This window comes from Salmonella sp. WC3 (assembly GCF_042932255.1).
Taxonomy (GTDB): Bacteria; Pseudomonadota; Gammaproteobacteria; order Enterobacterales; family Enterobacteriaceae; genus Salmonella; species Salmonella enterica.
The window spans coordinates 387549-407141 of record NZ_CP170629.1 but is presented as its reverse complement, the minus strand read 5'-3'; the positions used below and the strand labels follow the sequence as shown (position 1 = coordinate 407141).

General features: G+C 55.0%; 12 protein-coding genes and 3 pseudogenes. 3 read left to right on the top strand and 12 right to left on the bottom strand.

Features of this window, described 5'->3' with window-relative positions:
* The first annotated feature begins 137 nt into the window (after window positions 1-137).
* A pseudogene (bigA, locus tag ACFK9X_RS01815) lies at window positions 138-6039 on the top strand (autotransporter adhesin BigA).
* 192 nt (window positions 6040-6231) lie between these two features.
* Window positions 6232-6401 (top strand): annotated as a pseudogene (locus tag ACFK9X_RS01810) (YhfL family protein).
* Between the two features lie 143 nt (window positions 6402-6544).
* Here the strand turns inward: ACFK9X_RS01810 and trpS are convergent.
* From trpS to ACFK9X_RS01750, 12 genes and pseudogenes are all read right to left on the bottom strand, one after another.
* On the bottom strand, window positions 6545-7549 hold the full coding sequence (gene trpS / locus ACFK9X_RS01805; RefSeq protein WP_000165562.1) for a tryptophan--tRNA ligase: 1005 nt from the start codon (window positions 7547-7549) through the stop codon (window positions 6545-6547).
* Window positions 7542-8300 (bottom strand): phosphoglycolate phosphatase, encoded by a 759-nt coding sequence (gene gph / locus ACFK9X_RS01800; RefSeq protein ID WP_000359649.1) that lies wholly within the window; start codon window positions 8298-8300, stop codon window positions 7542-7544. The genes trpS and gph overlap by 8 nt, the downstream gene beginning before the upstream one ends.
* A complete protein-coding gene (rpe, locus tag ACFK9X_RS01795; RefSeq protein ID WP_000816284.1) occupies window positions 8293-8970 on the bottom strand; it encodes a ribulose-phosphate 3-epimerase in 678 nt (225 codons plus the stop codon). The genes gph and rpe overlap by 8 nt, the downstream gene beginning before the upstream one ends.
* Window positions 8971-8987: 17 nt before the next feature.
* On the bottom strand, window positions 8988-9824 hold the full coding sequence (dam, locus tag ACFK9X_RS01790) for an adenine-specific DNA-methyltransferase (protein ID WP_000742132.1): 837 nt from the start codon (window positions 9822-9824) through the stop codon (window positions 8988-8990).
* A 180-nt stretch (window positions 9825-10004) separates the two neighbouring features.
* Window positions 10005-11282: a cell division protein DamX gene (gene damX, locus ACFK9X_RS01785; protein WP_151115378.1), complete on the bottom strand. Its 1278-nt coding sequence runs from the start codon at window positions 11280-11282 to the stop codon at window positions 10005-10007.
* 97 nt (window positions 11283-11379) lie between these two features.
* Window positions 11380-12468: a 3-dehydroquinate synthase gene (gene aroB, locus ACFK9X_RS01780; protein WP_000439824.1), complete on the bottom strand. Its 1089-nt coding sequence runs from the start codon at window positions 12466-12468 to the stop codon at window positions 11380-11382.
* Window positions 12469-12524: 56 nt separating this feature from the next.
* Window positions 12525-13046, bottom strand: a complete 522-nt coding sequence (gene aroK, locus ACFK9X_RS01775; RefSeq protein WP_000818621.1) for a shikimate kinase AroK — start codon at window positions 13044-13046, stop codon at window positions 12525-12527.
* Between the two features lie 464 nt (window positions 13047-13510).
* Window positions 13511-14749, bottom strand: coding sequence for a DNA uptake porin HofQ (hofQ, locus tag ACFK9X_RS01770; RefSeq protein WP_151115376.1), 1239 nt, complete (start codon window positions 14747-14749; stop codon window positions 13511-13513).
* Window positions 14664-15065, bottom strand: a complete 402-nt coding sequence (locus ACFK9X_RS01765) for a DUF2531 family protein (protein ID WP_000648135.1) — start codon at window positions 15063-15065, stop codon at window positions 14664-14666. The genes hofQ and ACFK9X_RS01765 overlap by 86 nt, the downstream gene beginning before the upstream one ends.
* Window positions 15055-15528: a hypothetical protein gene (locus tag ACFK9X_RS01760; protein WP_151115374.1), complete on the bottom strand. Its 474-nt coding sequence runs from the start codon at window positions 15526-15528 to the stop codon at window positions 15055-15057. Before ACFK9X_RS01760 ends, ACFK9X_RS01765 begins: the two co-directional genes overlap by 11 nt.
* Window positions 15512-16051, bottom strand: coding sequence for a PilN domain-containing protein (locus ACFK9X_RS01755; protein ID WP_000951390.1), 540 nt, complete (start codon window positions 16049-16051; stop codon window positions 15512-15514). The genes ACFK9X_RS01760 and ACFK9X_RS01755 overlap by 17 nt, the downstream gene beginning before the upstream one ends.
* A pseudogene (locus ACFK9X_RS01750) lies at window positions 16051-16830 on the bottom strand (DNA utilization protein HofM). Before ACFK9X_RS01750 ends, ACFK9X_RS01755 begins: the two are co-directional and overlap by 1 nt.
* Before the next feature lie 120 nt (window positions 16831-16950).
* On the opposite strand from ACFK9X_RS01750, the gene mrcA reads away from it, so the two are divergent.
* A complete protein-coding gene (gene mrcA, locus ACFK9X_RS01745; protein ID WP_000673816.1) occupies window positions 16951-19503 on the top strand; it encodes a peptidoglycan glycosyltransferase/peptidoglycan DD-transpeptidase MrcA in 2553 nt (850 codons plus the stop codon).
* Window positions 19504-19593: the final 90 nt, after the last annotated feature.

Here is a 19593-nt window from a genome sequence, read left to right as displayed (position 1 = left end):
TAAGCACTCAATTTGACCTGACCTGGTTATCGGGTGATAAAATAAACACTAAAGCATAATTTTTCTTCTGGCCATTTCATCATTGCCTGTACCGCTCTCTGCATATGTTTAGTACGCAAGGAAAATATTAATTAAGGATGAACCCTATGCAAAAGAAAAAACTTATTTCTATCGCTATCGCTTTAACGCTACAAAGTTATTACATTCCGGCCATCGCCGCAGAAAATAACGATGATGAAAAAGAATGTCCCAGTAATATCTCCTCCCTGCCTAAAGAAAAACGCGCAAAACTTTCACCGACCTGCCTTGCTACACCTGAAAATGATAATCACTGGGGCTGGGTTGCTGGCGGCGTTGCTGCACTGGTCGCAGGTGTGGCTATTGGCGTTGAAAATAACGGTGGCGGAGATTCTAATCATTCTTATACCCCCCCCTACGCCCGATAATGGCGGCGACGTTACCCCACCCGACGATGGCGGCAACGTCACCCCGCCTGACGATGGCGGCGATGACAATGTGATCCCGCCCGACGATAGCGGCGATGACGATGTAACCCCGCCCGACGATAGCGGCGATGACGATGTAACCCCACCCGACGATAGCGGCGATGACGATGTAACCCCACCCGACGATAGCGGCGATGACGATGTAACCCCGCCCGACGATAGCGGCGATGACGATGTAACCCCGCCTGATGATAGCGGCGATGACGATGTAACCCCGCCCGACGATAGCGGCGATGACGATGTGACCCCGCCCGACGATAGCGGCGATGACGATGTGACCCCGCCTGACGATAGCGGCGATGACGATGTAACCCCGCCCGACGATAGCGGCGATGACGATGTGACCCCGCCCGATGATAGCGGCGATGACGATGTAACCCCGCCCGATGATAGCGGCGATGACGACGACACGCCCCCAGATGACTCTGTTATTACCTTCAGCAACGGCGTCACCATCGATAAAGGCAAAGACACCCTGACCTTCGACAGCTTCAAACTGGATAACGGCAGCGTTCTTGAGGGTGCCGTGTGGAATTATTCAGAACAGGACAACCAGTGGCAGCTCACCACCGCGGACGGTAAAACGCTGAACGTCACCGGCTGGGACGTGACCGACGCCAATGCCGCCGTGATTGAAGGCCCCCAGGAAAACGGTCTCTACTGGAAGTACGACAGCCGGGGCTATCTGATTATTGCCGACGATAACACCACCGTTATCAGCGGCGATGACCAGGCGCATAATTCCGATCGCGGCATGGATATCAGCGGCCAGGATCGCACCGGCGTGATTATTTCCGGCGATAGAACCGTCAACACGCTCACCGGGGACTCCAGTGTGACCGACGGTGCCACCGGCATGGTTATCTCCGGTGACGGCACCACCAACACCATTTCGGGCCACTCCACGGTGGACAACGCCACCGGCGCGCTGATTTCCGGCAACGGCACCACCACCAATTTCGCCGGTGACATTGCCGTGAGCGGCGGCGGCACCGCCATCATCATCGACGGCGACAACGCCACGATTAAGAATACCGGTACCTCTAACATCAGCGGCGCAGGCTCCACCGGCACCGTCATTGACGGCAATAACGCCCGCGTCAACAATGACGGTGATATGACCATCACCGACGGCGGCACCGGCGGCCACATTACCGGCGACAACGTGGTTATCGATAACGCCGGGAGCACTACCGTCAGCGGCGCAGACGCCACGGCGCTGTATATCGAAGGCGACAACGCGCTCGTTATCAACGAAGGTAATCAAACTATCTCTGGCGGCGCCGTCGGTACGCGCATTGACGGCGACGACGCCCATACCACCAATACCGGTGATATCGCGGTGGATGGCGCGGTCTCTGCCGCCGTGATTATCAACGGCGACAACGGCAGCCTGACCCAGGCGGGCGATCTGCTGGTCACCGACGGCGCGATGGGCATCATCACCTACGGTACCGGAAATGAAGCAAAAAATACCGGCAACGCCACCGTACGTGATGCGGACTCGGTGGGTTTTGTGGTTGCAGGCGAAAAAAACACCTTCAAAAACAAAGGGGATATTGACGTCAGCCTTAACGGCACTGGCGCGCTGGTGAGCGGCGATATGTCGCAGGTTACGCTGGATGGCGATATTAACGTTGTCTCAGTCCAGGACAGCGAAGGCGTATTTAGCTCAGCGACAGGCGTGAACGTGAGCGGCGACAACAACGCCGTTGATATCACCGGCAACGTAAATATCAGCGCCGACTACGGGCAGGATGATCTGGCTGCCGGGGCTCCCCCGTTAACCGGCGTTGTTGTCGGCGGTAACGGCAATACCGTTACCCTTAATGGCGCGCTGAATATTGATGACAACGATCTGTCCGCCACCAGCGGACAATACCTGGACGTTGTTGGCCTGAGCGTAACAGGTGATGATAACGACGTTGAGATTGACGGCGGTATTAATATCACCCACAGCGAGGATCCACTTGATGGAACCTCTGCAGACATTACCGGCATCAGCGTCAGCGGTAACAGTACCGTTACGCTAAACGGTCATTCTACCATTGATACCAACACGGTAGTGGGGGGTCACGTTGTACTGGCGCGGGTCAACAACGGCGGCTCCCTGATTCTGGGTGATGACTCAGTTGTTGACGTTAATGTCAGTTATATACCCACAGGCTATTACACCTACAACGCGTTGCTGATGGCTGATGGCGAAGGCACATCAATTGAAAATAAAGGCGATATTACAAGCCATGGCGTGTATTCCGTCATTCGCGCAGATAACGGCGCGGAAGTCAGCAACAGCGGAGATATTTTTGTCTATGCGACCAGTAGCAACAGTAGTGAGGATCGTGCAGCCATCACAAGGGCTAGTGGCGAGGGATCGGCTGTTCATAACAAAGCCGGCGGCGATATCACCCTGATTTCTGATCAGACGCCGCAGGGCAGTGGAGGTATTGAAGTATACCCATTGAAATGGTACACCCACACCTTTTACGCCATGATGGCTTCGGATTATGGCGATGTCGTTAACGATGAGGGCGCCACGATCCATTTGCAGGGGGCAGGTGTATATGGCGTTACCGCCAGCCGAGGTAAAGCACTAAACGAAGGCGATATCTATCTGGATGGCCTTGTCCCGACGCTGGACGATGAAAATAACATCACCAGCACCAGCTACTGGCAGCCATCATCGCTCTATCTCACCAGCTCAGGAATGGTGGCGGGTTCCACCGATGCCGATGGCGACGCCACCGCCATCAACACCGGCAACATTACCGTCAACAACGCCGGGTTCGGCATGATGGCGCTTAATGGCGGCACCGCCATTAACCAGGGCGTGATCACCCTGACCGCCGATGACGGCGTGACCGGTCAGGCAGACGAGCTGGTCGGGATGGCGGCGCTCAACGGCGGCGTCGTCATCAACGACACCAGCGGCGTGATTAACATCGACGCCGATTACGGCCAGGCGTTTCTGAGCGACAGTTCCAGCTACATCATCAATAACGGCTCTATCAACCTTAACGGCAGCCCGATGGATGATACTGATTCACACATGGGCGGCACGCCAACGGACAAAATCTGGATTCAGTCTCTGCCCGGCAGCGGCGACAGCGACACCAGGACCTCCGACACAGGTTTCTTCACCGCCGGTACGCTGGCCAACTACGGTACTGAAACCCTGAACGGCGATGTGGACGTTAACGGGGGCTGGCTGTACAACGAAGCGGGCGCCTCGCTCACCGTCAACGGCACCGTGACGATTAACGGCGGGGCTAACGCGCTGGCTAACTACGGGACGCTGGACGCGGACGCTATTTCCACCTGGCACAGCCTCTTTAATGAAGCGGACGGCAGCATCACCACCGATCTGTTAACCCTTAATGGCGACGTTACTTTTTACAATAACGGCGATTTCACCGGCTCCATAGCGGGCACCAGCTACCAGCAGGAAATCGTCAATACTGGCGATATGACGGTGGCGGAAGATGGCAAATCGCTGGTCAGCGGCAGCTTCTATTTCTATAACGAAGAGGACGCAACGCTTACCAACAGCGGCAGCGCGGTGGAAGGCGGCGAGAACACCATCATCAATCTGACGCGCGCCAACGATTCGCTGACCCAGGTGAACAGCGGCACCATCACCGCCACTAACGGTTACAGCGCCATCACCACGGTCAACGGCAGCAATGACCCCAAATGGATCTGGAACACCGCAACCGGCGTGATTAACGGTATTAACCCGGATGCGCCGCTAATCAATTTGGGCCGCGGCTATAACTTCGGCAACCAGGGCACTATCAACGTGCAGGGCGATAACGCCGTGGCGATTAGCGGCGGCACCAGCAGTTATGTCATTAACCTGGTCAATAGCGGCACCATCAACGTCGGTACCGAGCAGGGCAAGGAGGACGGCACCAACGGCACCGGGCTTATCGGCATCAAAGGCAACGGTAATGCCACCACCATAAATAACACCGCAGACGGCGTGATTAACGTTTACGCGGATGACTCGTATGCGTTTGGCGGCACGACCAAAGCCATCATCAACAACGGCGAAATCAACCTGCTGTGCGACAGCGGCTGCGACATCTACGCGCCGGGTACTACGGGTACGCAGAACGACCATAACGGGACAGCGGACATCGCTATTCCGGATGCGACTACCGCCCCGACCGAGGGCAGCATCCCGACGCCGCCAGAGGATCCCAACGCGCCACAGCAGCTCTCCAACTATATTGTTGGCACCAACGCCGACGGTAGTTCCGGTACGCTGAAAGCCAATAACCTGGTGATTGGCGACAACGTGAAGGTGGATACCGGCTTTACCAGCGGTACGGCGGATACCACCGTGGTGGTGGATAACGCCTTCACCGGCAGCAATATCCAGGGCGCGGACAACATCACTTCCACCAGCGTGGTGTGGAACGCCCAGGGTAGCCAGGATGCCGACGGCAACGTTGACGTCACCATGACCAAAAACGCCTATGCCGATGTGGCGACCGACAGCTCGGTAAGCGACGTGGCGCAGGCGCTGGACGCCGGTTACACCAACAACGAGCTGTACACCAGCCTTAATGTGGGGACTACCGCCGAGCTGAACAGCGCACTCAAGCAGGTGAGCGGTGCTCAAGCCACCACGGTATTCCGTGAAGCGCGTGTACTCAGCAACCGCTTTACCATGCTGGCCGACGCCGCGCCGCAAATTAAAGATGGTCTGGCGTTCAACGTGGTGGCGAAAGGCGACCCACGTGCGGAGCTGGGCAACGACACCCAGTACGACATGCTGGCATTACGCCAGACGTTGGATCTCACCGCCAGCCAGAATCTGACGCTGGAGTACGGTATTGCGCGTCTGGATGGCGACGGTTCGAAAACTGCGGGCGATAACGGCCTGACAGGCGGCTACAGCCAGTTCTTTGGCCTGAAGCACAGCATGGCGTTTGATGAAGGTCTGGCGTGGAACAACAGCCTGCGTTATGACGTGCACAACCTCGACAGCAGCCGTTCTGTCGCTTATGGCGATGTCAACAAAATTGCCGATTCCGACATGCGTCAGCAGTACCTTGAGTTTCGCAGTGAAGGGGCGAAAACTTTCACCATGATGAGTGATACGCTGAAAGTCACGCCGTATGCCGGGGTGAAATTCCGTCACACCATGGAAGGAGGCTACAAAGAGCGCAGCGCCGGAGATTTTAACCTGTCCATGAACTCTGGCAACGAAACGGCGGTAGACTCTATTGTCGGCCTGAAGCTGGATTATGCCGGGAAAGACGGCTGGAGCGCCACCGCTACCCTAGAAGGCGGCCCGAACCTGAGCTACAGCAAGAGCCAGCGTACAGCGTCATTACAGGGTGCGGCGGGTCAATCGTTCGGCGTGGATGACGGTCAAAAAGGCGGCGGCATTAATGGCCTGGCAACCATCGGCGTGAAATATAGCAGCAATGATACCGCGCTACATCTGGATGCATACCAGTGGAAGGAAGACAGTATCAGCGATAAAGGCTTTATGCTTAACGTTAAGAAAACATTTCGTTAAATAAACGACATTATATAACACTAATACAGGCCGCTTATTATTAAGCGGCCTTTTTAAATCATATCCCCTGGTAAAGATAAAGTCCTTATTTGGACTACCTGTATAGTTTAATAATTGCTATCGTACTATACGCTAAATAGATCTTATATTTATTCCACCAGTAGTGCTCGTTTTATCAACAAGGATTTTGAAATGTTTAAATTTGTAAAAATTGCCGTTGTGGAGGGGTTCTGGCGACGCTCACTGCTTGTACTGGTCATATCGAAAACAAAAAAAATAACTGCAGCTATGATTATTTGCTGCACCCTGCAATTTCTATTTCTAAAATTATTGGCGGTTGCGGCCCGGCTGCCGATCAATAATAGAAACGACTGCGCAGATACAAAAAACCGGGATTTTCCCGGTTTTTTTACAGGTCTGATAAACGGTACGGCGCAAATGTCTTGTCCAACTTACGCTCGTTGGTAGGCCCGATAAGCTAGCGCCATCGGGCACGCAATAACCCTTACGGTTTCGCCACAAAGCCAATGGCTTCGTAAACGGCTTTCAGCGTTTCGGCTGCACGTGCGCTGGCTTTTTCCGCCCCGTCTTTCATCACCTTCTGCAAGAACGCTTCGTCGTTGCGGAAACGGTGATAGCGCTCCTGCAACTCAGACAACATTCCGGAAACCGCCTCCGCCACTTCGCCTTTCAAATGGCCATACATTTTACCTTCAAACTGTTTTTCCAGTTCAGGAATGCTCTGACCGGTCACGGCGGAAAGAATATCCAGCAGGTTAGAGACACCCGCTTTCTCTTTCACATCATAACGTACTACCGGCGGCTCGTCGGAGTCAGTGACCGCACGTTTGATTTTCTTCACTACCGATTTCGGATCTTCCAGCAGGCCGATCACGTTATTACGGTTATCGTCCGATTTGGACATTTTCTTCGTCGGCTCCAGCAGCGACATCACGCGCGCGCCGGATTTTGGAATAAACGGTTCCGGTACTTTGAAAATATCGCCATACAGCCCGTTAAAACGCTGGGCGATATCGCGGCTCAGTTCCAGATGCTGCTTCTGATCTTCGCCTACCGGCACCAGATTGGTTTGGTACAACAGAATGTCTGCCGCCATCAGCACCGGGTAATCAAACAGGCCGGCGTTAATGTTTTCCGCATAGCGCGCAGATTTATCTTTAAACTGCGTCATACGGCTCAGCTCGCCGAAATAGGTATAGCAGTTCAGCGCCCAGCCAAGCTGCGCATGTTCCGGCACATGGGACTGAACGAAAATAGTGCTCTTTTCAGGATCAATACCACATGCCAGGTACAGCGCCAGCGTATCCAGCGTCGCTTTACGTAGCTGCTGCGCGTCCTGACGCACGGTAATAGCATGTTGGTCTACGATGCAGTAGATGCAATGATAGTCATCCTGCATGTTTACCCACTGACGCAATGCCCCCATATAGTTGCCAATGGTCAATTCACCTGAGGGCTGTGCGCCACTAAAAACGATGGGCTTAGTCATTTTTTATTTCCTGGTTATCGCTATGCGGAAGCCCAAGTGCGGGCAAAAGATCGTTAAAACTGTCATAAATGACGTCCGGCTCGCTAAGAGCGATCGCTTCGCCATAATTGTAGCCGTATGTCAGGCCAACCGAAGGGCAGCCCGCCGCTTTTGCAGCCTGAATATCATTACGCGAATCGCCGACAAAAAGCATCTGCTCCGGCATCATGCCCAGCCGGCTTGCCACCAGCAACAGCGGCTCCGGATGCGGCTTCTTATTTTGCACATCATCGCCGCCGATAACCACACTAAAGTATTTGGCGATATCAAGCGATTCCAGCAACGGCGCGACGAACGGCGTCGGCTTATTCGTCACCAGACCTAATGACAATCCGCTGGCGTGCAGCGCGCCCAGCGTGTCGGCGACATGCGGAAATAAAAAAGTGCCCTCTTCCGCCACTTCGCCATAATACCTGTCGAACAGTTTACGCAGAATGCGTACCTGTTCCTCGGCAGGAATATCTTCATCAACGGGCGGTTTCCCCATCGTCTTACGCAGCGTGGCGCGCTCCTCGCGAGCCCAGGCCAGCGCGCGTTCCATCAATACGTCTGCGCCGTTACCAATCCAGGTAATCACGCGCTCCTCGCCCGCGACCGGCAGTTCCAGCGCATACAGCGCCATATCCACCGCCGCAGCAAGACCCGGCGCGCTATCCACCAGCGTACCGTCAAGATCAAAGGCGACGCCCCGAATATTCTGTAACTTATCCATGAGTTACCTTTGCCAGCTCACTGCGCATTTCATCAATTACTTTTTTGTAGTCGGGTTTATCGAAAATTGCCGACCCCGCAACAAACATGTCCGCACCTGCTGCGGCGATCTCGCCGATATTGTTCACCTTCACGCCGCCGTCCACTTCCAGGCGAATGTCGTAACCGGACGCATCAATGCGGCGACGCACTTCGCGCAGTTTATCCAGCGTCTGCGGAATAAAAGACTGGCCGCCGAAGCCTGGGTTCACGGACATCAGCAGGATCACATCCAGTTTGTCCATGACGTAATCGAGATAACTGAGCGGCGTTGCCGGGTTGAATACCAGCCCCGCTTTACAGCCGTGTTCTTTAATCAGCTGTAGCGTGCGGTCAACATGTTCGGAGGCTTCCGGGTGAAAGGTAATGATGCTCGCGCCAGCGGCGGCAAAGTCGGGCACGATACGGTCGACTGGCTTGACCATCAGGTGGACATCAATAGGCGCGGTAATACCGTACTGACGCAGGGATTTCAGCACCATCGGGCCGATAGTCAGGTTCGGCACATAGTGATTATCCATGACGTCAAAGTGTACAACATCAGCACCGGCAGCCAGCGCTTTGGCGGTGTCTTCACCCAGGCGAGCAAAATCAGCCGACAGAATTGAGGGGGCAATCAAATACTGTTTCATCCGCTTCTCCTTGAGAATTATTTTCTTGCAGGCGTTGCGACTCCTGGTTGGTACAGAGCCAGCAGTTCGTCCACCTTTTTACGTGTGCCGCCGTTGCTGCTTATACTGCGTCTAACTTTGACGACATGCAATTTTGCGAGTTGATACCACTCGCGTGTGAGCGCCGTATCATGGTTGGAAATGAGCACCGGTATCCGGTTACTGACCAGATTCTCAGCGATTTCCGCCAGATGCGCTTGTTGCGTCAGGCTAAAACTATTGGTGTGATACGCTGTGAAGTTAGCCGTGGCGGACAACGGCGCATAAGGCGGATCGCAATAGACCACCGACGACTTGTCCGCACGCGCCATACTGTCTGCGTATGACTCACAGTAAAAGAACGCATTCTGCGCTTTTTCTGCAAAGTGGTACAACTCCGCTTCCGGGAAGTAAGGTCTTTTATAACGACCAAACGGTACATTAAATTCCCCGCGTAAGTTATAGCGACAGAGTCCGTTATAACCGTAGCGGTTCAGATATAAAAACAGTACCGCCCGACGAAAGGGGTCCTGGCAGGTGTTGAACTCCTCGCGGAGTTGGTAATAGACCTCAGCCTGGTTAGTTTCAGGCATAAACAGCTCGCGCGAAGCCTGTACATACTCGTCAGTACGTAACTTCACTATGTTATAGAGGCTAATAAGGTCGCTGTTGATATCGGCGAGGATATAACGAGAAAAGTCGGTGTTAAGAAACACCGATCCGGCACCCACAAAAGGTTCGACAAGGCACTCGCCTTTTGGCAAATGTCGTTTGATATCATCAAGCAGAGGGTATTTTCCCCCTGCCCACTTCAAAAAAGCGCGATTTTTTTTCATGCTGACTAACTAATTACACCTTCTCCGGCTGTGGAGAAAGCTCCGACAGCATCCTGCGCTTTAGGCTGTGCCGCGTTGCTTTACGGCGCATTTGACGGTAGCAAATGCGCCCCTCGCGCCTGTCCTGAACAAAAATAGCTGTCAGCGACACTCACAGGCAATTGCAGGACACAGCCTGGATTATTTCAGATCGGCCTGAACCTGATGCAACGGTTTTGCCCACGGGTTTTTCGCCTGCACATCGGCAGGTAAGGTGGACACCGCACGTTTAGCATCTTCTTTCGAAGCATACATCCCCGTTACCAGCACATACCACGGTTGTCCATTACGCGTCGTCTCGTATACCACATAATTTTTCAGGTTCTCTTTCTTCGCCCAACCGTTCAGGTTGTCGTAATTTGAAGAACTACTGAGCTGCAATGTGTAGTGGCTGGATGGCGCGCTCTTTAACGCGCCAACGTTGCCGGCGCTTTTCCCGCCGCCTGCGACAGGCGTCGTCGAGGCTTGCGCTGGCTTCGCGGTTTGTACCGGCGCAGCGCTTGCCGTCGCTGTCGGCGCAGCCGTCGTGGTGGTCGCTTTCGGCGTCGCGGCTGGCGCTGCCGGTTCCGTACGTTTCACTGGCGCGACCGGTTTCTTCGGTTCCGCAGTCGTGGTTTTCGCCGTGGTCTGCGGTTTCTTAGGTTCAATGACGGCCTGTTTACGTTCCGGACGCGTGGTATGACGCTCGGTAGGTTCGCTAACCGCCGCCTGACGCGTCGTGCTGCCATTGCGAACTGGCGCGACGGTTGCAGGCTCTGTCGGCAACGTAGAGTTCACCGCAACATTGTTCATCTGCTCTGGATTCTGCGTCAGCGCATTATTCAGATCGCCCTGTACTTCCACGCGCTGCTGACCGTCAGCGACCACAGGTGACTGTCCCTGCGTCGGCGTTGAAGAAATCGGCGGCAACGAAATATCCTGCGACGTATTGCCCGCGGTTTGTTCTGCGGAGGTGGCGCCCGGCGCAGGCTGGGTCGCATTCGCCTGATCGGCGGCGTTACCGGAAAGATCGATACTCTTTTCGACAGAGGCCGACGGCTCGCTGGAAGACGTTGAGGGGGCTTTCAGCGCGGAGCCGATACCGATAATCAACAGCAGCAGCACCAGTACGCCAACGCCCATCATCATGTACTGACGAGAGGCTGGCTTATGGGTCGCTTTTTTACGCTTACGTGGGCGGCGTTCAACACGCTCTTCGTCCACCGTATCGTCTTCATCGGATTCGTACTCTTCTTCAACTTCAGGTTCTTCACTACGCGCTTTACGCGTACGCGTCGGACGGCGATCGTCGGCATCCAGATCAACGTCATCAAAGTTGATCTGCGGCTCATTATCGCGTTCTGAAGATTGACGAGAACGACCAGTACGACGATCGCTGGGATCGGGTTTCAGCTCGTCTTCTGGTTTGAATTCATCCATTTAACACCCCACTCAAAGGTTAATGCTTACGACATTGCACATAACCTGAAGCTAAAAGACTGACATCTACGCAATATCAGTCTGACCTTTCTTGTTGTTACGCCTGCTGACAGTCAGCAATCGCGCTAAGAACGACTTCGTGCGACACTCCGCCGCGCACTTCACTTTTCCCTATGGCCAGCGGAAGCACTAAACGCAGCTCCCCCGCTAACACTTTTTTATCTCGCAGCATGTGCGGCAAATAGTCCTGCGCGGACATCTCGCAAGGGCCATTGACTGGCAGCCCGGCCCGTTCGAGTAGAGCGATGATGCGCTGCGTATCAGCAGAACTGAACTGCCCCAAACGCTCGGATGCGCGCGCAGCCATCACTATACCTGCGGCAACGGCTTCACCATGTAACCAATTGCCATATCCCATTTCCGCTTCAATGGCGTGGCCAAAGGTATGTCCAAGATTCAGTAAAGCACGTAAGCCCGCTTCACGCTCGTCGGCGGCAACAACTTCGGCTTTCAGCTCGCAACAACGGCGAATACAGTACGCCATCGCCGGGCCGTCCAGACGCAATAGCGCATCCAGATTACCCTCAAGCCAGGTGAAGAAGTCTGCGTCGAGTATAATGCCGTATTTGATCACCTCTGCCAGCCCCGATGCCAGTTCGCGTGCGGGAAGCGTTTTCAGGCAATCAAGATCGACAACCACAGAAGCGGGTTGGTAAAACGCGCCAATCATGTTTTTGCCAAGGGGATGGTTGACGGCGGTTTTCCCGCCCACGGAAGAATCAACCTGCGACAGTAAGGTAGTTGGTACCTGGATGAAACGTACGCCTCGCTGGTAGCTGGCCGCCGCAAAACCGGTGAGATCGCCAATCACGCCGCCGCCAAGCGCGACCAGAGTGGTATCACGACCATGCGGTTTTTTCAGTAACGCCGTAAACACCGTATCCAGCACCGTCAGGCTCTTATACTGCTCGCCGTCAGGAAGAATCACGCTGTCTACGTTAACGCCCGCCCGTTCGAGTACGCCGCGAACCTTGTCCAGATAAAGCGGCGCCAGGGTTTCGTTGGTCACTAACATGACCTGATCGCCTGATTTCAGCGGCAAGAATGAAGCTGGTTCGTTAAACAAACCAGCCGCGATGGTGATCGGGTAACTACGTTCCCCGAGAGTGACTGTAATCCTCTCCATGACGCGACATCCACCTTAGTTACTTGTGCCCGCTTACCCAGCGTATTCTGCTTGAATTAGTTGCTTTCCAGCATATGAATAATCTGGTTTGCCACAACCTTAGCGCTTTGATCGTCGGTGCGAATGGTGACGTCGGCAATCTCTTCGTACAGCGGATTGCGTTCGTTAGCCAGCGCTTCCAGAACTTCGCGAGGCGGTGCTTCAACCTGCAACAGCGGGCGTTTTTTATCACGCTGCGTGCGCGCCAGTTGTTTTTCGATGGTCGTTTCAAGGTAGACCACGACGCCACGCGCGGAGAGACGGTTACGCGTTTCACGCGATTTTACAGAGCCACCGCCGGTTGCCAGCACAATACCCTGTTTTTCCGTCAATTCGTTGATAACTTTTTCTTCACGATTACGGAAGCCGTCTTCACCTTCAACATCGAAGACCCAGCCCACATCAGCTCCGGTTCGTTTCTCAATCTCTTGATCAGAATCGTAAAATTCCATATTGAGTTGTTGAGCTAACTGGCGCCCAATAGTGCTTTTTCCGGCACCCATAGGCCCAACCAGAAAGATATTGCGTTTCTCTGCCATTTTTTCGGTACTACTAAGACTATTCGTTAATGGTAAACCCGCTTCACAGACACCCAGCGCAGCAGGACATGAACTGAAACCTCATAAGATATTGCGAGAGTCAGACTGAAAATTATCTCAATACTCAAGCGGGTTTGGCAACTGAATAAATCACCAAGCCTGATTGTTGCAAAACCCGAGTTAGCGTTGCCGAATGGCGACCAGAACAACATATCCGGCCTACAAATTGCTCTACTTTCAAACAATTGTGCGCAATCCGCAGAACCAATACGTCTGCATCAGCGGACATTCAGCCGTTTATCATCGGTCTTATGCACACCTTCGGCAAGGCAAAGCGCATTAATCAATGCGTAAGCAACGAAAAGCACGACTCTCAAATCGGTACTCCTTGTATGCTAAATACATCCGCACGTCAAATCCCGCAGATGCGTTCAGTGCAAAAACAGCGCTTTTTTATGCATAAATTATTCTGTCGCCACCAGTCTGGGGGTGATAAACACCACTAATTCGCGTCGCTCGTCCTCTTTACCGTCATGGCGGAAGAGCTGACCAAGCCAGGGAATATCCCCCAACAGCGGCACGCTATCGCTACCCGATTTATTTTTTCGCGAAAAAATACCGCCCAGCGCCAGCGTCTCGCCGCTTTTTACCTCTACCTGCGTTTCAATTTCCTGTTTATCTATCGCCAGCACTTCGCCGTCAGCCTGTTGTAGTACCTGACCGGGAACATTCTGGCTGATATGTAACTTCAGGCGGATGCGCCCTTTTTGCAAAACGGTGGGCGTCACCTCCATCCCCAGCACCGCTTCTTTAAATTCCACGGAGGTCGCGCCGCTTTCGCCGCTGGAAACCTGATAAGGAATTTCGCTGCCTTGCTTGATACTGGCTGGCTGTAGATGCGAAGCCAGCAGCCGGGGGCTGGCGATAATATCCAACTGCTGCTTTTGTTCCAGCGCTGACAGCTCTAAATCCAGCAGGCGTCCGTTAATGCGCCCGATGTTAAACCCGACGCGTGAGGTGGCGGCGGCGACGGATAAATCACTGGAAAGCGTCGTCACGTCACCCACCGCGCCCGCTTGCGTCGCGTCAGCCAGCGTCCACTTTACGCCCAGTTCCCGTAGACTCTTTTCGTTAATGGTGACGATATGCGCCGCCAGCTCCACCTGCGCCACCGGCAGATCCATTTGCGATACCCATTTTTCCAGCTCCGCCAGGGCCGCGCGGTTATCGCGCAACAGCAGGCGGTTGGTGCGCTTATCTACCATGATGGTTCCCTTCGCGCTCAGGAGTTTCTCGCCCGCTTTCGCCAGTTCGCCGGCATCGGCGTATTGCAGGCTAATGCTGCGGTTTTCCAGCGGTAAATTAGCCTGAAGCCTTAACCGCTCGGCATCCTGCCGCGCACTGTGTTCTTTCTGCCAGGCCTGTGAATGAACATGGAGAATATTCCCCTCCTGACGTAGCACCAGCCCCGCGCTATTGACCACCGTCTGTAGCGCCTGTTTCCACGGCACATCCGTCAGATGTAGCGATAATGTCCCGCTGATGTCCGGCGACACCACCAGATTCTGCCGCTCCTGCTCGGCTAAAGTCTGCAAAACCTGCACCACAGGGACGTCATCAACCACCAGCGTCACTTTCGCCGCTTTTCCCGCCTGCGCGGCGGGCATCAAGGCTATCAGTATTATGGCTATCCATCGCTTCATTGTCCGCTCCCTGACGTAGCCACCGCCACTGCGGCGGCGCACAATTTTTACCGGTCGTTAACGTTAAGGCTTCCGCCGTCAGGCGGACAATCGTCCAACCGTTTTCCAGCGTCTGCCCTTCTTCCACTCGTCGCCATTTTTGCTGACTGTCTTTAAGAATGCCTGTCCATCGCTCGCCTTTACGCACCGCGCCCTGATACCGCCACTGCGAGAGTTCCGCTATCCGGCAGCGATCTTCCGGCGGGCGGAAGGGATCGCGCATTCCTGTCAACATCAGCAAACAAAAACAGAGCAATACACTGCGGCTAGCCTTCATTCGCCAGGCGCTCCAGTTGCAGCGTCATCAATAATTCCGCCCCCTCTTTACGCAATGAAAACCGACTTACGCTCATCTCGCTTTCGGCCAACCGGACAAACAGCGACGGCACCGCATCCCAGGACGTTTTCAGCGCCATTTCTCCCCCCTGCGCCGATGGCTGCCAGTGCAGCAAACGCAGGGGAGGCGCCAGGAAATCTAACGGCGAAAAAGGACGCGGATTTTCCACTGTGCGCCCGAAAAGCGGTTCAGCCGCGACGCTCAGACGGCGCAGATGACGCCACTGTTGCCGGGCGGCCTCGCGCTGCTGGCTTAACCGCGTTTGTTGCGTATCCAACGTTTTCCAGCCGGGATAGCCCACAGATAACGCAACCGTCAGCGTCAGGCACAGCACGCCTGCACACCAACAAAAAACCCGACCACGGAGCGACATCCCGTACCAGAGATCAAAGAGCGCGTTCACGGGCGGCGCTCCTCGTTAACTGATAATGGAACTGCCAGCGCCCTTGCGCATCCTGCCGCGTGGCGCCCGTGCGGTTTAGCGGAAAACTGACATAGTGACGAAGCGATGTCTCAAGCGTGAGCAGGGCGTCAAACGTTCTCGCCAGCCCTTCCAGCTCTAGCGTCTCTTGCTGATAATTGAGGCTTGTCAGCCATGCCTGCTCTGGCAACAGGTTGGCAAGGTCAGTCAAGATAGATTGCCAGGCTTGCGTCAGTTCACGCTGCGCCTGACGTTGTAATCGCGCCTGTTGCTGTCGCTGACGCTGCTGCAACTGCGGTATGTTCGCCGCAAGCGCCGTCGTGCGTCCGTTTTCCGCCGTCAGTAGCAGTTCATTAATCCTCCCCTCCTGCCAAAAAACCAACCGGGCGATCGTCGCGAGGCTTGCTATCAGCAGCAGGGACGCGCCCCATACCACGCACCACAGCCGCAGACGCGCTACGTAATGTTGGCGCCGCCAGGGGAGCAAATTGACAGAATGCGCCATCAGCGTATCTCCCCTATGGCTAAACCCAGCGCAATCGCAAAGCGATAACCGTCCGGCGGAACCGGCGGTTGGCGGACGGTTACGGCGCGCCAGGGGTCGAATTCGCCTTCGGCGCATAACGAAATATGTTCCGGCACGACGGATAACGTCGCGGCAAGGTCATGCAGCGTCGTCGCCTCTCACGCCGATTTACGCCCCCACGCATAGCGCGTCGCCCACAGCCACTGGCTCTCATCGCGCCAGACCAGACATTGCCGCCCCGAAGGTATAAACGGCAGCAAGCGCTGTAACGCGCAGGCATCGGGCGTTACAGCAGCGATGCGCACATTGATCGTTTGCGCCAGCGTTAACAGCTCTGAAATTTCTTTGCTTTGCACGGCGGTAACGTTGAACGCAGGGCTTAGCGCATCGTCCTGAAAGTCGAAACGCAATAAGTCCGGATCCATATCCAGCTCACGCGCCATCGTTTGTGAAAGCCATGCGACTTGCTCACGTTCCCGCAGACGCATCGGCGGATGTGGAAAAGCGCGTTGCAATGTCCGATTTGCGGGAAAAGAGAGATAAATACGGTGACGTAGCGGCAGCTCGCGGCTCCAGGGTCGCAGTACGTGAGCCAGCGATTGCGGGTCAGGAATCGTACCCTCTGCCGTGGAGACGTTCATCAGCGGCAGTCGCCACCAACGTTGCAGGGACCAGCCCGATGCGCCGCGAATAACGGCGATGGCCAGCGCTTCATGCTGCTGAATATGCAATCCTATTTGCCAGGTTTTAAAAGCCATAACGGTCGATCTCCTTATCACCCGTCGCGTTAACGGGTATATCAATGCGTCTGGCTTGCCTTTATACTACCGCGCGTTTGTTTATAAACTGCCCAAATGACACTAAATGGGAAATCTCCAGTGAAGTTCGTAAAGTATTTATTGATCCTTGCAGTATGTTGCATCCTGCTGGGAGCAGGCTCGATTTATGGCCTTTATCGCTATATTGAGCCACAGCTACCTGACGTCGCGACATTGAAAGATGTGCGTTTGCAAATTCCGATGCAGGTTTACAGCGCGGATGGCGAACTTATCGCGCAATATGGCGAAAAACGTCGTATTCCCGTTACGCTCGATCAAATTCCGCCGGAAATGATCAACGCCTTTATCGCCACCGAAGATAGCCGCTTTTATGAGCATCACGGCATTGACCCGGTAGGTATTTTCCGTGCGGCCAGCGTCGCGCTCTTCTCCGGTCACGCATCGCAGGGAGCAAGTACCATTACCCAGCAACTGGCGCGAAACTTCTTCCTTAGCCCCGAACGCACGCTGATGCGCAAGATCAAGGAAGCGTTTCTGGCGATTCGTATTGAGCAGTTGCTGAATAAAAATGAGATCCTCGAACTCTATCTGAACAAGATCTATCTCGGCTACCGCGCCTATGGCGTTGGCGCGGCGGCACAGGTCTACTTTGGTAAGACGGTCGATCAGCTTAGCCTAAGCGAAATGGCGGTTATCGCCGGGCTACCTAAAGCGCCTTCTACCTTTAACCCGCTCTACTCGATGGATCGGGCGATAGCGCGCCGTAACGTAGTGCTTTCGCGAATGTTAAGCGAGGGATATATCACTCAGGCGCAGTACGATCAGGCCCGTAGCGAACCTATCGACGCAAATTATCACGCGCCGGAAATCGCCTTCTCCGCGCCTTATCTGTCGGAAATGGTGCGCCAGGAAATGTATAACCGTTATGGCGAAAGCGCCTATGAAGATGGTTATCGTATTTACACGACCATCACCCGCAAAGTGCAGCAGGCCGCGCAACAGGCGGTGCGTAATAACGTGCTGGACTATGACATGCGCCACGGTTATCGCGGCCCGGCGAATGTGCTATGGAAAGTGGGCGAAACGGCGTGGGACAGTAAAAAAATTACCGATACGTTGAAAGCGTTGCCGACCTACGGACCGCTGCTTCCCGCCGTGGTCACCAGCGCTAATCCGCAAGAGGCGACCGCTACGCTTGCCGACGGTACGTCCGTTTCGCTACATATGGAAGGAATGCGTTGGGCGCGGCCTTACCGCTCGGATACACAGCAGGGGCCGACGCCGCGTAAAGTTACCGATGTCGTCCAGACAGGTCAGCAAATCTGGGTTCGTCAGGTGGATAACGACTGGTGGCTGGCGCAGGTACCGGAAGTGAACTCCGCGCTGGTTTCGCTTAACCCGCAAACAGGCGCGGTACTGGCGCTGGTCGGCGGTTTCGATTTTAATCAGAGTAAATTTAACCGCGCGACGCAAGCTTTGCGTCAGGTGGGGTCGAACATCAAACCGTTCCTCTACACCGCCGCAATGGATAAAGGGCTGACGCTCGCCAGTATGCTCAACGATGTGCCGATTTCCCGCTGGGACGCCGGGGCAGGTTCAGACTGGCGTCCGAAAAACTCCCCGCCGCAGTACGCCGGACCGATTCGTTTACGCCAGGGGCTGGGGCAGTCGAAAAACGTGGTGATGGTACGCGCCATGCGCGCCATGGGCGTCGACTATGCGGCGGAGTATCTGCAACGCTTCGGCTTCCCGGCGCAGAATATCGTGCATACCGAATCGCTGGCGCTGGGCTCCGCCTCCTTCACGCCGATGCAGGTTGCGCGCGGTTATGCGGTGATGGCGAACGGCGGTTTCCTGATCGACCCGTATTTCATCAGCAAGATTGAGAACGATCAGGGCGGCGTGATCTTCGAAGCGAAACCGAAAATCGCCTGCCCGGAGTGCGATATCCCGGTCATTTACGGCAATACGCAGAAATCCGACGTGCTGGAAAACACCAATGTGGAAGAGGTCGCGGTTTCGCAAGAGCAGCAAAACAGCGCCGTACCGATGCCTGAGCTGGAACAGGCAAACCAGGCGCTGGTCGCGCAAAACGGCACGCAGGAGTACGCGCCGCATGTGATCAATACGCCGCTGGCGTTTCTGATCAAAAGCGCGCTGAACACCAATATCTTCGGCGAACCCGGCTGGATGGGTACCGGCTGGCGTGCGGCGCGCGACCTTAAACGTCGCGATATCGGCGGCAAAACCGGTACGACCAACAGCTCGAAAGACGCATGGTTCTCCGGCTATGGTCCTGGCGTCGTCACTTCCGTATGGATCGGCTTTGACGATCACCGCCGTGATTTAGGCCGCACCACCGCTTCCGGCGCGATCAAAGATCAAATCTCCGGCTATGAGGGCGGCGCGAAGAGCGCGCAACCTGCATGGGACGCCTATATGAAAGCCGTGCTGGAAGGCGTGCCGGAACAGCCGCTAACGCCGCCGCCGGGCATCGTCACGGTGAATATCGACCGCAGTACCGGACAACTGGCGAGCGGCGGTAACAGCCGTGAAGAGTATTTCATCGAAGGCACGCAGCCGACACAACAGGCGGTACACGAGGTGGGAACCACCATTATTGATAATGGTGAAACACACGAACTGTTCTGATCAAAAAAGGCGCTCCGGCGCCTTTTTTATTGTGTTTAGCGGATGACGGCGAACGGGGAGACAAACTTTCCGTTGGCTTGATCAACGCCG